13 protein-coding genes and 1 pseudogene are annotated in these 14,857 nt (G+C 34.4%); 7 read left to right on the forward strand and 7 right to left on the reverse strand.

The window, feature by feature from the left end; all coding sequences use genetic code 11:
- The 3 genes from F6K54_RS25275 to F6K54_RS25285 all read left to right on the forward strand — a co-directional run.
- Window positions 1–593: DUF3800 domain-containing protein (locus tag F6K54_RS25275; RefSeq protein WP_293083564.1), on the forward strand; the 593-nt coding region annotated here is incomplete at its 5' end.
- A gap of 4 nt (window positions 594–597) precedes the next feature.
- Complete coding sequence (locus tag F6K54_RS25280) at window positions 598–720, forward strand: hypothetical protein (protein WP_293083567.1); 123 nt, start codon at window positions 598–600, stop codon at window positions 718–720.
- 73 nt (window positions 721–793) lie between these two features.
- The gene (locus F6K54_RS25285) at window positions 794–1,018 is read left to right on the forward strand and encodes a DUF433 domain-containing protein (protein ID WP_293083570.1); all 225 of its coding nucleotides are present in this window, start codon (window positions 794–796) and stop codon (window positions 1,016–1,018) included.
- Between the two features lie 60 nt (window positions 1,019–1,078).
- On the opposite strand, the gene F6K54_RS25290 is transcribed toward F6K54_RS25285, so the two are convergent.
- The 3 genes from F6K54_RS25290 to F6K54_RS25300 are packed head-to-tail and all read right to left on the reverse strand — an operon-like array spanning window position 1,079 to window position 4,339.
- Window positions 1,079–1,939 (reverse strand): hypothetical protein, encoded by an 861-nt coding sequence (locus F6K54_RS25290; protein ID WP_293083573.1) that lies wholly within the window; start codon window positions 1,937–1,939, stop codon window positions 1,079–1,081.
- A gap of 4 nt (window positions 1,940–1,943) precedes the next feature.
- Window positions 1,944–3,200 carry a DUF3696 domain-containing protein gene (locus tag F6K54_RS25295; RefSeq protein ID WP_293083576.1) on the reverse strand — a complete coding sequence of 419 codons (1,257 nt, stop codon included), beginning with the start codon at window positions 3,198–3,200 and terminating at the stop codon, window positions 1,944–1,946.
- Between the two features lie 2 nt (window positions 3,201–3,202).
- Window positions 3,203–4,339, reverse strand: a complete 1,137-nt coding sequence (locus tag F6K54_RS25300) for a DUF262 domain-containing protein (RefSeq protein ID WP_293083579.1) — start codon at window positions 4,337–4,339, stop codon at window positions 3,203–3,205.
- Between the two features lie 629 nt (window positions 4,340–4,968).
- Between F6K54_RS25300 and F6K54_RS25305 the strand changes: the two are divergent.
- Together F6K54_RS25305 and F6K54_RS25310 are read left to right on the forward strand one after the other, a co-directional pair.
- Window positions 4,969–5,379: pseudogene (locus F6K54_RS25305) on the forward strand (XisH family protein).
- A 245-nt stretch (window positions 5,380–5,624) separates the two neighbouring features.
- The gene (locus F6K54_RS25310) at window positions 5,625–6,512 is read left to right on the forward strand and encodes a metal ABC transporter permease (protein ID WP_293083581.1); all 888 of its coding nucleotides are present in this window, start codon (window positions 5,625–5,627) and stop codon (window positions 6,510–6,512) included.
- A 152-nt stretch (window positions 6,513–6,664) separates the two neighbouring features.
- Here F6K54_RS25310 and F6K54_RS25315 read toward each other — a convergent pair whose 3' ends face one another.
- On the reverse strand, window positions 6,665–7,303 hold the full coding sequence (locus tag F6K54_RS25315) for a LysE family translocator (protein WP_293083584.1): 639 nt from the start codon (window positions 7,301–7,303) through the stop codon (window positions 6,665–6,667).
- Between the two features lie 615 nt (window positions 7,304–7,918).
- Window positions 7,919–8,947, reverse strand: coding sequence for an adenosyl-hopene transferase HpnH (hpnH, locus tag F6K54_RS25320; RefSeq protein WP_293083587.1), 1,029 nt, complete (start codon window positions 8,945–8,947; stop codon window positions 7,919–7,921).
- 1,252 nt (window positions 8,948–10,199) lie between these two features.
- On the opposite strand from hpnH, the gene F6K54_RS25325 reads away from it, so the two are divergent.
- Window positions 10,200–11,090: an ABC transporter permease gene (locus F6K54_RS25325; RefSeq protein WP_293083590.1), complete on the forward strand. Its 891-nt coding sequence runs from the start codon at window positions 10,200–10,202 to the stop codon at window positions 11,088–11,090.
- A gap of 121 nt (window positions 11,091–11,211) precedes the next feature.
- On the forward strand, window positions 11,212–11,583 hold the full coding sequence (locus F6K54_RS25330) for a hypothetical protein (RefSeq protein WP_293083593.1): 372 nt from the start codon (window positions 11,212–11,214) through the stop codon (window positions 11,581–11,583).
- A gap of 394 nt (window positions 11,584–11,977) precedes the next feature.
- On the opposite strand, the gene F6K54_RS25335 is transcribed toward F6K54_RS25330, so the two are convergent.
- Window positions 11,978–12,163, reverse strand: a complete 186-nt coding sequence (locus F6K54_RS25335) for a DUF5837 family cyanobactin class RiPP (protein ID WP_293083596.1) — start codon at window positions 12,161–12,163, stop codon at window positions 11,978–11,980.
- A 525-nt stretch (window positions 12,164–12,688) separates the two neighbouring features.
- A partial coding sequence (locus F6K54_RS25340; protein ID WP_293083599.1) for a TOMM precursor leader peptide-binding protein occupies window positions 12,689–14,857 on the reverse strand: 2,169 nt, incomplete at its 5' end.

Below are 14,857 nucleotides of genomic sequence, written 5' to 3' on the forward strand. Positions count from 1 at the left end.
ATATTAAAAAGGAATCAGTTTCAGAATTCATTGAAGAACTAATTTCAATATTTGACGAATATATTGATACGCAAGAATTCCATTTTGGATTAGAATCTCTCAGACAAATACTCAAAGAGGCAAATAAAAAGGATTCACTTCCATTTATAATGGGTGAAAAAGATAGTTATTTGATAAAGGATTTTTTGCAATTTTATCTAAGACCTATATATTTGTTCAATAATTCAAATCATATTTTTGATAATGAGGATACTATTTCAAAAATTATTACCAGCTACAAAATTAATGATGACGGCAAAGAAATAAAAAACTATTCCTTTGTTAATTCGCAAAGCAATTTGTTTGTTCAGGCTTCAGATGTTTTTGTTGGTTTGATGGCTAAATTTACTAATTATATAAATACCAATTCTAGGGATAAAATAATAAGCGATTTTGATTCATTATCGGAGAAGCAATTAAACAATATTGATTCTTTCATAAACTTGATACTCAAATCTAATAACAAGAATACTGGTTTTTTGCATCAGATAGATGCTTATGAAGAACAAACAAAAATTCATTTGATACCTGAAATTAGAAGAAACCAGGCATAAAAATTTGACTGGATCAGACCGACAAATTCGATCGATGTTGTTGCAAAGGTTACTTGCAGCAGCTAACTTTAACCTCGATCTTAAAAAACAATACTCGTTTCACCTAATGAGCGATCGCTTGAAGTAATTCCTATTAGTTAGATTTTTTCTCTAAATATCCTATATAGTAAGATTAAAATTCATTCTGGAGTAAAACATAAATGTCAGAATTACTGAAAAGAATTACAATTAATCCTAAACAATGTGGTGGCCGCCCTTGCATCCGAGGCATGAGAATTAGGGTATCGGATGTACTAGATTTATTTGCGGCTGGACTGAATGCCGAACAAATCTTAGCAGAAATGCCCGATCTAGAAGCCAAGGATCTGCAAGCAGCGCTTTTATATGCTTCCTGTAAACTTAATCATCCCGTGCTAGTTGTATGATAATTTGGGTAGATGCACAACTGTCAACTGCGATCGCAACTTTTCCTTCTACCTTACTTTTTAAACACTTTTATTTTTATCAGATTTTGCTCTATCAATCTTGCCTTCTAAATCTGATTCTCCAATATGATTTTTACCTGTCTTATCAAAAACTTCTAAATGGGCAGATTTTCCATAATGTAGATTATCCACATACCAGATATATCCAGTTTCTTTCTCTTTATAAATTTTTCTACCATCATGTTGTTTTTGAGTAGATTCAAATCTATTAGTATCTCTTAAGATAGTTTGCTTATCATTAGGGGGATTAGTACAAGATTCATCATAGTTAAATTGACTTAATTGACAACTTGTTTCCAGCCAGTTTTCTAATCCAACTTTCTTATCAATACTATCTAATTGAATTAGATTTTCTATGTCATTGTTTTTAACAATAGAGATAGAATTACATCCTATAATCTCCTGATGCTGACATTGAAAACAAGAATCTATAAAATTAATCAATAAATACTTTGAATCTACATTAATTAATTGTCTTTCTGTCGCTTCTGCTAAGGATGTATTTGCTGCATCTTTGTAATCTTCACCATCCAGATAATCAAAATTATCTTCTTCAGAATGAATTCTTTCTTCCTGCCAGTCTTTGAGATTTACTTTATTAAATATAATATTTCTAATTGCTATTTTCAAATCTTTTCGCTTGATTTTATTAAAACTTTCTTTGAAAATGACATCCTTGATTACATGAGAATCCCAAAGGACATCAGTATAATAATTTTTTTGTTCTATGTTTTCTTTTTTTAGAGAATTAATTAATTCAAAAATACTTTTGATTATTATTAAAGCATCTTCAAATTCTTTTTGAGTCGAGTATTGTCCTTTTAAAGAAACTTCATTGATAAAGATTTCAATTTTAATCATTATTTTAAATCCCAAAAAGACGCTCGAAATCTTTATCCATTTGGTCGAAAAATCCATCAGGCCATTCTTCTATCTTGCCATCAGAATCAATAGGTATTTGAATAACAGACTCACCAATTTTTTGAGAAAAATATAAGATACTTAATTCTTCATTAGTTAAAATATTATCAAGAACAGCAATTCGCAATGCGTTTAAAATATGGTCGCTATGAGATTCTATCAATACTTGTACGCCACAATTACTTACTTTTGCTAAAAATTTAGCTAGTTCAGATTGTGCTTTAGGATGTAGATGAGCTTCAGGATTTTCTACTATTAACATTTCTCCTTTTTTGGCGATAAGTCCAGAAACAATAATAGGCAAAATACAATGATATCCAAAACCAATATTAGCGGGGCGAAAACGATCTTTTGATAAACTACTATTTAACATTAGTTCTAGTATATTAGTTTGTGAACCTGAAACTTCAACTTTTGCCCCATCAAAAATTTTATTCAGCCATTCTTGTGTTTGGATTATTAAAGTTTGCGCATCTTCACCTAAATATAATTTATCATTGATTAATTCATCTTTCATTCTGTGAAGTAAATTAACTGTTTGTTCTCCTTTTAAACCAACATTAGGAAATTGAGGAAGAGTCGATCTCAAATAAAAATCTTGTGGACCTATTCTATCAGCAGAAATATAATGAATAGCTGAAAAGTTTAACAACTTATGAAAAATTTTTTGATTATAATGCTCAAATTCTCTTTCTAAGATTTGGTCAGGAATAAATTTGAAAATAGTTTGATTATCTTTAAGGCGTCTATCTAATTCAAATACCTTGCAATAAAAGCGAAAATTATTTGTTGATGAGGAACAAAGGTTTCCATGAATTTCAAACTCTGTAAGTGCAGCAACTAAATCATCGTTCATATCTTCAACAAAAGAATAACTAACACTTCCTTGTGATGTTATTATTTCATTTTGCTCTAAGCCTATTTTGTTATCATAAAAATAATTAAAATATATAGGTTTTTCTCTTGATGTACCTGTATTTCTAATTTCATCAAATCTACCTAAATTAAGACAGTTGCCATTTAAAATCAACTTATTTGTACGATTGTCATATTCAATTGATTGCCTCATTAATAGTAGAGACTGAAGCAAACTAGATTTTCCTCTTCCATTAATACCTGTGAGCAAAGTTAATTGCCCCAATGGAAAAACTGTTTTTTCTCGAAAACACTTAAAATTCTCTAATTCTATCTTAGTGAACATTGCTAAACATCTCCCAAAATTTTTTGTGCTAAATCAAATCTTTTAATGACTTTATCTTTATCATATTTAACTCCTTTAATTGAACCAACATACTCTGAATTTTTCCGTAATTTTACAAAATTTTGTTTAATAGTTTCTTTGTGTTGCTCTAAAAATTCATCGTCGTGTGTTGAAAAAAAGTAAGAAATAGATTCAAACATAATCATATTAACTTTTCCTCTACTTCTATATGTTGGCAAACGAAAATTTTCTTGTGCAAAAAAATCATAAGTTAATTTCATCACTCTTTCAAAATCATTTCTTAATTCATCTATCTTATCCTCCGACATTGCGTTTATTTTTTGCATAGCATCTTCTAAAAATTTATTCATATCACCTTGATAATCTTGGCGATAATCATTACATATCTTAAAAGCCAAATAATGTAAAATCAGCTCTCTATCTTTCATTCTTTTATCAGAAAAACCATAATCAATTGCCTGTTTAAAATAATCTTTCTCTGATAATTCTTTTAAGAGCTTTGTAGATTTACCACTAAAAATACAATTCCTAATTTCTTGTCTTTCTAGTTTTGTTCCTCCAGTATTTACTCGCTCAAAAATATCATAAAGAATGCGTGATGGTGCAGAATATGGAATCACATATAAAGAAATTTTCTTATCCTCTATTCTAGTCTCATAATCTCCAGATAGTTCTTTTAAATCATCAAAACTATGATGGTTTAATTGTGGCAAAACTTTTAATCCAGTAAGTTGAAATTTATTATCTATAAAGTCTCGGATAGCTGAAGTTCTCTGTAATCCATCTACAACTATATATTCTCCCTTTTTAGTTTGCTTCATATACCAATAAGGTAAAGGAAAATTCAGAATAATTGACTCAATAAATTTACTTTTCTGCTCTAGAGTCCATATATTGGGATTTCTTTGAAATTCAGGATCGAGAATTATTTTGTTTTGCTCGCATTTTCTTTTTAGTTCAAAAACAGTATAGGGATTTTCTCTAATATCAATATCCTGTTGTATTAGATTTTCAGGATATAGACTAGCATTCTCCGTAGCATATTCTTCCGGTGTATCCTCATCAGTTTCGACAACATCATCCTTTTGGTTTTTAGGTTTCAAAATTTTGTCCATCATTTTTTATTTTTCAAACAATTTAAATATACTCCACAATTTTTGTTCATAAATAAAAGGGTTCCTTGCTATTGCTATAATATTACCATTTCTAAATTCTCATAATCTCCTAAATGTGAATAAACTTAATATAATAAATTTTTCTACGGTTAAGAACACTAACAAAAACTCAAGATAATCTTGATGCTAAACACTACATCTTTGGTATAGTGGATTCAAGGTGAAAAGTTCTCTTTATGGAGGTGGGCGATCGCTTACAATAATTCCCACTTATTACAATTTTTATCTAAATGCAATAAAATCAAAATAATCAAACAGACAAAATATAAAAAATGACTATCTCTTTTGGTATGATGGATCTAGATCGAGAAGTTTTATTTGATATAAGTCCCAAAACCAGGAAATAGTTTAAAAGTTAATTGTTCTTCTCATTTTATTTTCTTTTTAGGATTGATTATTATATTACTATCTAATATTTATTATGCCACCTTTAGAATATTTTGCTATATAAAATAATTGAATCTAAATCAAATTTATCCTATATCAATGACAATCTATCGACCTGTTTGATTGTTCAAATCAATTTTACCTCTATCGCACATACTTTGAAATATTAAACTATTAAATAACTAATGCCAGCTAGAGATATTTATCATAATACGGTTGTTGAAGCATTAAAAATAGATGGTTGGACAATTACTCACAATCCTCTATATTTAGGTTATGGAGGTAAACATCTTTATGTTGATTTAGGTGCAGAAAAAACAGCGATCGCTGCCGAAAAACAAGGTAAAAAAATTGCTGTATAAATCAAAAGTTTTATTAGTCTTTCTCCCATAAACGATTTACAAATAGCAGTGGGGCAATATGAAATTTATCGAACTGTGTTATCGGAGCTAGAACCAGAACGTTTACTTTATTTTGCTGTTAATAAACAAGCTTATGAAAATATTCTCCAAGATAAATTAGGTCAATTAATTATTAATAAAATACAACTGCATCTGATAATTTTTGATGAAAAAGTTGAGAGAATAATTAAATAGATAAGTTAGATAACTATCGTGAAATTATATTGATACAGCGGATTCCACTTTGGTGAGGTACACCCTCGCGAGCAAGATGCTCGCACTGGGAACATTTAATTATTAATATCTGTACTTCATATACTTGAAATCTGCTGTAACTATAAAATTTTACTTAATTATCTCAAATATTTTTAACTTACCACTGAATTTTTTGCTATAAAATCAAAATAATCAAACAGACAAAAAAGGAAAAATCAACATTAATGTTAGAAACATTACTAGAACCATTACAATATAGTTTTATGCAGCGATCGCTCTTAGTCGCCATAATAGTTGGAATTATTTGTGCAGTAGTAGGCAGTTATTTAATGGTACAAAGATTAGCTCTATTAGGGGATGCCATTAGTCACTCAGTATTGCCAGGATTAGCTGTTGCTTTTTTAGTAGGGGCAAATATTTTTATTGGAGCATTTATTGCCGGAGTAATTAGTACGATTTTAATTAATTTAATTAGGACGCGATCGCTAATCAAAGAAGATGCAGCAATGGGGATAGTTTTTTCTGCTTTCTTTGCACTAGGAATTACACTAATTACAATTATTCAGAAAGACAATAAAATTGACCTAAATCATTTTTTATTCGGCAATATTCTCGGTGTAACTATTGGGGATGTGAGAGATACATTAATTATTGCTGTGATTGTTTTATTAGTAGTAGTATTGCTGTATAAAGAACTATTATTTTACACATTTGACCCCTTGGGCGCTCAAGCAGTAGGTTTACCTGTAAATTTATTAAACCTGGGATTAATGATGTTAATTGGTTTGACAATTGTAGCCAGTCTCAAAGCGGTGGGTGTAGTGTTAGTTTTGTCTTTATTAATTACACCAGCAGCTACAGCTTATTTGTTAGTAAAACAGCTATACGAAGTAATGATTTTAGGAGTAGGAATAGGGGTTTTATCTAGTATTAGTGGAATGTATATTAGCTACTTCTATAATTTACCATCAGGTCCGGCAATTGTATTAGTATCATTTGGGTTATTTATATTAGCTTTTTTGTTCAGTCCTACTCAGGGAATTTTAACTCATCCAGCATCAACTTCTAGTCAATCTTCTATTTGGCGGGAGTTAAAAAATTTGATTAAGTAAAGTTGAAAATATCGGGTTTTTCATCTTAATTAGGGTTTACTTATGGAAGTATTATGGGTGAGGGTAGGAATCAGGAGAAGTGGAAATTACAGAGGATTTATGAGGAAATATGATACATCAGGATTCTATATTTATTCAGCAAGCCCTAATTATTAACCAATTAAAATTACTAAAAGAGCAACACCAAACATAACAGTCCCAGCTATACGATTAATATTAGTCATAGCTTTTTCACTTTTAAAGAATAATCTAGCACGGGATGCTAAATAAGCATAAAATCCAATTACTAGAGAAAGAATAACGGTAATAAGAGTAGCAATTAAAAATATACTATTTACTTTTAAATCATTAGGGTTGACAAAAACAGGAAGAAAAGCACCATAAAAAACAATAACTTTAGGATTACTCAGTGTAATAGTTAAACCTGCCGTAAAATTTTTTAAATAAGTTTTGTTTGATGCTTCATCATCATTTTCTAGATTAATAGGTGCTGATGTCCAAAGTTTCCAACCTAACCAAGCTAAATAAAGACCTCCTAAGACTCTAATGATAATAAAAGCATTGTCAATAAATTGAGTCACTAATGTTAGTCCGAAAATTGCGATTAAAAGAAATATAATATCTCCTATAACAATTCCCGCTATTACTAAAAGGGATGAACGAAAACCTGATGCTAAAGCACAAGAAGTCGCTGCTAAAATACCAGGTCCTGGAGTACTCGCTAATACTAAGATTCCTATAGCAAGACCGAAAATACCTTGAATGGTAATACCATTAAATAATTCACTCATGTTAAATTAATTATTAGTTTTTATACACTATACTATTGGTATTCATTTTTCTCCAGAAATGCAGCCGACAGAAGATTTGTGGCCTCTTAAAAATGAAGTGGTAGGTGATAATAATTAATAATTAATAATTAATTATTAATAATTAATAATTAATAATTAATAATCTGGAGAGTAAAAAGTTCTTCCCAAAAATAATTTGCTTTGAAGGCTGAAAGTATTACTGTAAAAGCCTTACAGTACTTACAACTCTGAATAAAGAGTTTTTAACCTTTAGATCGCTGAAAGCCTTAGCTAGCAATAGTTATTTCAATAACTTTGCACTGTCTAGTAATAATTAATTATTAATTATTTACTAGCCAGTTTATTTGTAACATTTTTTTTAAATTGGGATAATATCATGTCCGGTAGCATCGGAGCGTGTATAAAATAAAGGTGACACTCTTGAGAAAACCTTCTGCCTCCTGCCTCCTGCCTCCTGCCTTCGGACAACCATTGTCTAATTATTCAACCGGACATGATATAACAAGTAGAAAGAGAACAAACTCAACTTTCCACTTGCCATTTTATCAATACTTACTCCTTCTTCCTTCTTCCTTCTTCCTTCTTCCTTCTTATTTAACCGCCAATTTTCAACAAAGAACCCAAAACATGAGGAATATTTTCTAACTCCATTGCTGCCATGGCTGCTGTCGGTTCATAACCACAATGAACCATACAATCAGCACATTTAGGATTCCCACTTTTATAACCATAATTATCCCAATTAGTTTCCTCTAAAAGTTCTTTAAAAGTAGGATAATATCCTTCATTCATTAAATAACAAGGTTTTTGCCAACCAAGCACACTATAACTAGGACTACCCCAGGGAGTACAATCATAATCTTTATCTTTTTCTCCCATCAAAAAATCTAAAAATAAAGGATTATGGTTAAAATTCCAATTCTTTTTACCAGCTTTAAAAGGAGCAAGAATTTCTCGGAATAATAATTGTGTTTGTTGACGCTTAAGAAAATGTTCCTGGTCTGGTGCCCACTCATAACTGTAACCAGGAGAAATCATCATCCCATCAATATTTAAACCTTCGAGAAAATCAAAAAATTCCTGCATTTGTTTCGGATCTGTTCCCTCAAATACAGTAGTATTAGTAGTAACTCGAAATCCTTTTGCTTTAGCAGCGCGAATGGCTTTAACTGCTATTTCAAACACTCCTTGTCGATCAACACATCGATCGTGAGTTGCTTGTAAACCATCAAGATGAATACTAAAAGTTAGATAAGGAGAAGGTTTAAATTTATCTATATTATTTTCGAGTAACAAACCATTAGTGCATAAATAAACAAATTTTTGCCGCTGGACTAACCCCTGCACAATTTCAGCAATTTGTGGATGTAATAAAGGTTCGCCTCCGGGAATAGAAACCACAGGAGCGCCACATTCTTCTACAGCAGCAAAACATTCTTGAGGTGTGAGGTTTTGCTTGAGTATTTCCTTGGGATGCTGAATTTTTCCACAACCAGGGCAGGCTAAATTACATCTGAATAGAGGTTCCAGCATTAAAACTAGGGGAAAACGTTTACGCCCTTTGAGACGTTGAGTCAGGAGATATTTTCCTACTTCTAGAGCTTGTTGGAGTTGAATTGCCATGAATAACCTAACCTCTTTAATGTAAGTAATCTATTTATTTTTACAAAAAAAACGTGCAGTTGAAAGCCAAGTGGCTTTAGCTTTTGGATGAAAACAAGTTGATTTATTCCCAAGTATCCTAAAACGTGGGATAATTTTAATGAATGCAAGTAGGAACAAGGTTTGTCCCATAGACTCAATGCTTGTAGGGGTGAAACTCCAGTCGGGAAGAAACTGGTAGCATGGTTCTACCAAGACACTCGGCACAGACAAACAGGCAGCAAGGATAGGGATTTATATCATGTCCGGTTGAACAGTTATAAATAAATAACGACTTAGGAGTCAGGAGTCAGGAGTCAGGAGTCAACCCACCCCTCGCCCCTCCCCCTCCCAGGAGGGGAAGACTGAAGTTGGAAGAATAATAACTGGAGTTGAAGGAGAAAGTTTTTGATCACGCTCTTATCCGGACATGATATTATAGCTCACTCATAAGTGTAAAACCATTCTGAAAGCGAGACAAAAGTAAGGGCGATGTATGTGGCACTCTTGTCAGCATATTTGAGTCTGTAGGTGGTATATGAGCTACCACCACTGGAATAAATTAATCAAGTCCAGTGACAGCTAGTAGCTTTTCACAATCGTGTTTTTAAATCGATTCGGAACAACTGCTTAGAATCACCCGTACTTTAGTCGGGTGAAAAGTCAAACAAGAGTCAAAAGCTTAAAATTCAGACAACGCAAGCTTTTTTCTTCATCCTTCTTTCTTCTTTCTTCTTCCTTCTTCCTTCTTTCTTTTGCTATACCACTTTTCCACTATTCTGCCATTTTTAACTCCCCCGGCGGGAAGTCCCGCGCTCTCCCGGAGGGGAGCGCCGTATGGGAAAGCCGGGCGCTATCTGTGTTGTTCATCGGGGATTTTCTGTTTGTAGTATACATCTTATATTGTAGTATATGCATTGATAGCTATTGACAATTACAAATAAATAGATTTTAATTGTTCTAAACACAGGGGGAGGACATCACCTCTGTATAAACAGCAGTCAGCTTTTTTTTCTGACTGAAGAATCCCGCGTTCGTCATCGTCATCGTCATGTCGCGTTAGCGCAACGTCGGGAGTATGTCAAATAGCAGTGTTAAAATTATCAGTGTATTGGGCAAAAGCCATTGGGATACAGTGGAAAAATATTAATAATAGGTTAAAAATCTTTAACTTCCACATTGCTGTATTATATTTTGTCCATACATTCTGCACTAATAATATCTAAAATCTAATATGAGTGGTACTATTACTCCCTCCCAAGCAAATATTAGTCTGTTGTCTGGCACTAAAACTACACCTTTAACCTCTGGTTCTGTAGTGGGAGATTTCTTCCAAGAAACCCTAGCATTAACCCGTCGGTTATTTATCCAACTTAAACGACGCCCTTCGACATTAATAGCTGGAATTATCCAACCCCTGATGTGGTTAATCCTATTTGGGGCACTTTTCCAAAATGTACCTCAAGGTTTATTTGGTGAAAGTCAAAACTATGGACAATTTCTCGGTGCTGGTATTATTGTCTTCACCGCTTTTGCTGGTGCCCTTAATGCTGGTTTGCCAGTAATGTTTGACCGAGAATTTGGCTTTCTCAACCGCCTATTGGTGGCTCCATTAACATCCCGTTTTTCTATTGTCATAGCTTCAGCTACCTTTATTGTCACTCTGAGTTTTATTCAGTCAGCAATAATCATCGGTGCTGGTGCATTTTTGGGTGCTGGATTACCTGGTACGTTAGGATTAGCTACTATCGCCCTGATTGTCCTAATGTTGGTTGTGGGCGTGACTGGTTTAAGTTTGGGTCTGGCCTTTGCTTTACCTGGGCACATTGAACTTTTGGCGGTTATTTTTGTAACTAACTTACCTTTACTGTTTGCTAGTACTGCTCTAGCACCTCTATCTTTTATGCCTAATTGGTTACAGGTAGTGGCAAGTTTAAATCCTTTGACTTATGCGATCGAGCCTATTCGCTATTTGTATCTACATAGTGACTGGTCTATTGGTAGTATAATCATGGAAACACCTTTTGCTGATATTTCTTTTGGTACAGCATTATTGGTACTGTTAGTCTTTGATATAGTGACTTTAGTTGCAATTCAACCTTTATTACGTCGTCGTTTTGCATAAATTGGTTTAATCGGGAACGGGCGGGAACGGGCAAGATGCCCATTCCACAAGATTATTAAGATCATCAAAATAGTTGTATACTGTATATCTGAAGTTTTCCAAAAAAACTAAGATACTACCTATGTCTACCCAACTTTTGACAAAAATAATTTTCAGCACCTTAACCACAGGAATAATTACTATATTCCTACCTCAACCATCTTTTGCTGAATCTTATGAAACTAATACTGTTAATCCTCTAAAGGATTTGCAAACCGTAGATAACCCCGATCCTTTCAGTGGTTCCGGTGGGTTGAATATGTTCGACATTATTCATAACTCAAGACTGGGAAATAACCGGAATATGAAAGAGTATATGCTCGAACAACGTGACAGTATTAATGATGCAGCGACACAGTTTCGCAATAAACAGCAGCAACTTATACAACCATCACAGAATGCTATTGGTGATACTCTTGCTCCTACCGTAGGTGAGAGTGAAGTTAATCCTTAATCGACTACATAGTATAGTTATTTATTCAAGCGATCGCTCTGTTGCTCAAAATAGCAGCACGAGCGTCTTATTTTTTTTCAAAGGGAATAGGTAATAGGTAATAGGGAATAGGGAATAGGAAACGGGAACTATATAGGAGTAACTTCTTTGGCCTTTGATATCAAGTTGCACTGATTAACCACAATATAATAAAGATGGCATACTCCTCAAGAGTCATCTTAAGATGACTTAAGCTATTAGCCAAGGATTAAAATCCTTGGCTTTGATATAGCAACTTTTATCAGACATCTCCAAAAATAAAAAATAAAATCAATTTTCATACAGAAATTATCAATTATTTCTCCCTACTGCCTACTCCCTCTTTTCTGGAGATGTCTATTGTGATAGAGCAGGGTTATTCTGCGTCACCGTCGTAGGAGCATCTGTAAGGCCGATTCCTCCTGGCACCTTGTGGGGCTATTCCCTCCCTGGAGGCGAAACCAGTGGTCAAGTTTTCTTCTTCAAGTCCTTCTATAGATTTTTCAATGTTCAAGCGAATCACAGGCTTTTGTTGTTGTGGCATCAGATTTTTCTTGGCCATCGGATTATTCCTCTGTGTATTTTGAGCTTAATTTGCTTGAATTTTAGGCTTCCAAATCACTACTGTCAAGCTTGGCTTGGCGAGCCATCAGGTATAGTCATCCGCCAAGTTATCCGCCAAGAAATAAATTTCTTGGCTCACAGCAGAAGTCATCTAAAGATGACTAAAGATAGCTGATTTATTATGGCTAATTAATGAGATTTGATATTATACTCGGAAACTGCTTCATAAAATCGATATAAAGGGAAATGTTTTTCCTACTGTTCCCAGTTAAGTGTTCCCAGTTAAGTGTTCCCAGTTAAGTGTTCCCTGTTCCCTGATAAAGTTGTGTGGCAATGTCTACCGCCAAGAAATAAATTTCTTGGCTCATAGCAGAAGTCATCTAAAGATGACTAAAGATAGCTGATTTATTATGGTTAATTAATGAGACTTGATACTATACCTGAAAACTGCTTCATAAAATCGATATAAAGGGAAATGTTTTTCCTACTGTTCCCTGTTCCCTATTCCCTATTCCCTGCTATATTAAAACATTATCGCCATTGAATTCATCTGCTCTTCCGGCAATGCTTCAGATAACCAACCCATTTTCACAGGTACATCATACAACCTACCCCTCCCAAAACGCGACCAAAAATGGCGTAACCCAGGCACAATAACTTTAACCACATTTAGCTCAATATCTGGACGAGTCTGATCCAAAACTAAAGTTTCCATTCCTACTCCTTGAGCAATTTTCACACAAGTCAAAACATCTTCATAAATGTCATCACTCCAAACCAGAGGATAATCTCCATAAACTTTAGCTGGTATTTCTGGGTTGGGAGCTAAATAAGGTTGACTTTCTATAGTTGCTGTCGTCATCCATTCCTGTATCCCTTCTTCCATTTGACTAACATCTTCTTCATCTATTCCCAAACTAATCTGATTCACTTCTGTTACCGCTCGCAACATAGCAATTTTGGGGTCAAAGTGCGCTCCAAAACCTGTAATAATTCGCTCATACTCCCCATCAACTCGACGCGAAACTGCGCTAAAAGTTGGTATCCCCAAATCTGTTGTTAAATCCAACACCCATAACTCGCGATGATTTTGTTGATAAAATTCTTGTACTGCCAATAAATAGGGATCGTCAAAACTGGCTAAATCTACTGATGGACGCTTCAGACGATTGTACCACCAAATTGCCACACTATCGCGCTCTACTAATTCCATAAATCCTTGCAAAATTGCTTCTTCTATGGTATTGCCCGCAGCGTTGCCATTAGAATCAGCTACACAGAAATTATGGTTTGTGGGCAAGTTATAAGCATAATAACACCAAGCAGTAGGCAAATATTTTCGAGTATCTTCTGTGAGGGACCATACCGGAGTCCAATCAATTTTTTTGCTGGCATCAAAAGGTTGGGGAATCCAATTGCGGTCTATTTTACTGTTAGCATTCAATTTTTTGCGGTTTGCGTACTGAGTAGGACTGAAGTGCAAAATTTTTTCTGGATGAATAGCTTTCTCTCCCAATTCAGCTAAAGTTGACTTTTTCCTGGGTTCGTCTCCTTGGAATATTCCCGAATAACGCTCGATCGCTTCACAAAAACCACTAGCTTTAGCTTGGTGATCGCTCTTGCCTTTCCCCCCACTTTTATGACTAAGGGAACGACGCAAAGCACTGAGGGTTTTGGCACTACCGAAACTATGAATAGCATTGTAGGCATGAATTAGAGGATTCTTGGGATCAGAGGTTCGGACCAAAGCACTGACAACACCAGTAATGGGACTTATCAGTTGTTCGTAGCGTTTTATTGTTTGGTCGGGAGTGAAAGCACGATGACCGCCATCAGAGGTAAAATGTTTTTTGCTACTGGTGAGAGTCAGAGGATAAAATGCCATGTCTTTGAGCAATTTAGGATCACCGCAAGTTTGACATTGAGGGCGTTTACTCAAAATATGAGTTTCTGTAGTCAGGTTGGTCTGGTTAAAGGTAATTACTTTTCCAGCAAGAGTAGTAAAGTTAGGCATTTCCACCCCATCTCGTTGTACTATCCATTTGGCAACTTCAGTCGTTATTAGATTGATAGCAGTTGCCATAGTTGAGGGTAGGAAACCAAAAGAAGTAGGCAAACATCCAGAAATTTCTCTTTTACTAGCGCTAGATTTTTTGCTGGAAAGAGATTTTTGTTTCTGTCGCAAAACTGTCGCTTCAACTTCCCGATGACCGCGCAAACGTTGAGCTAAACATTCCCAACATCCGGTATCTTCTGGCTCAAATATTGGTCCTAACCACAGCAACCCTCCCACAGGTTTTGCTAGTAACCAAGGTTGATGAGCGCAGACTGCGGTTTCATTTATTTTCGCAAGCTGTGGTTGTAGGTAGTCATCGGTGAGAACAACTAATAGTGCGTTTTGGTCTGATGTTAGTGGGTAATTTTCCCAAAGCTTGGTTTTTATGCCTATTGCTGTCAAATTTTCGATTAATAAATCTGTGGTTGTTTCTCCCACTGAGGCAACATAAACTGTGATTTTCTGGAGATATTCGGAGGCGAGTTGCGGTTCGATATTGAGTAATGACCAAAATGCAGCGACTGGTTGGGGGAGTTGGGGAGTTGCTTCGGTTAAATAACCTTTGTTGTCGAGGCGATCGAGAACATATTGAATTTGTTCTGAGTCTGCTATTTCTGATAGGGTTTGGCAAATTTC

Source organism: Okeania sp. SIO3B5, assembly GCF_010692555.1.
In the GTDB taxonomy this organism is placed as follows: domain Bacteria; phylum Cyanobacteriota; class Cyanobacteriia; order Cyanobacteriales; family Microcoleaceae; genus Okeania.

Coding starts and splice junctions, on each gene's coding strand:
- F6K54_RS25285 (WP_293083570.1), top strand. CDS start 794: ATGTCAGAATTACTGAAAAGAATTACAATTAATCCTAAACAATGTGGT.
- F6K54_RS25290 (WP_293083573.1), bottom strand. CDS start 1,939: ATGATTAAAATTGAAATCTTTATCAATGAAGTTTCTTTAAAAGGACAA.
- F6K54_RS25295 (WP_293083576.1), bottom strand. CDS start 3,200: ATGTTCACTAAGATAGAATTAGAGAATTTTAAGTGTTTTCGAGAAAAA.
- F6K54_RS25300 (WP_293083579.1), bottom strand. CDS start 4,339: ATGATGGACAAAATTTTGAAACCTAAAAACCAAAAGGATGATGTTGTC.
- F6K54_RS25310 (WP_293083581.1), top strand. CDS start 5,625: ATGTTAGAAACATTACTAGAACCATTACAATATAGTTTTATGCAGCGA.
- F6K54_RS25315 (WP_293083584.1), bottom strand. CDS start 7,303: ATGAGTGAATTATTTAATGGTATTACCATTCAAGGTATTTTCGGTCTT.
- hpnH (WP_293083587.1), bottom strand. CDS start 8,947: ATGGCAATTCAACTCCAACAAGCTCTAGAAGTAGGAAAATATCTCCTG.
- F6K54_RS25325 (WP_293083590.1), top strand. CDS start 10,200: ATGAGTGGTACTATTACTCCCTCCCAAGCAAATATTAGTCTGTTGTCT.
- F6K54_RS25330 (WP_293083593.1), top strand. CDS start 11,212: ATGTCTACCCAACTTTTGACAAAAATAATTTTCAGCACCTTAACCACA.
- F6K54_RS25335 (WP_293083596.1), bottom strand. CDS start 12,163: ATGGCCAAGAAAAATCTGATGCCACAACAACAAAAGCCTGTGATTCGC.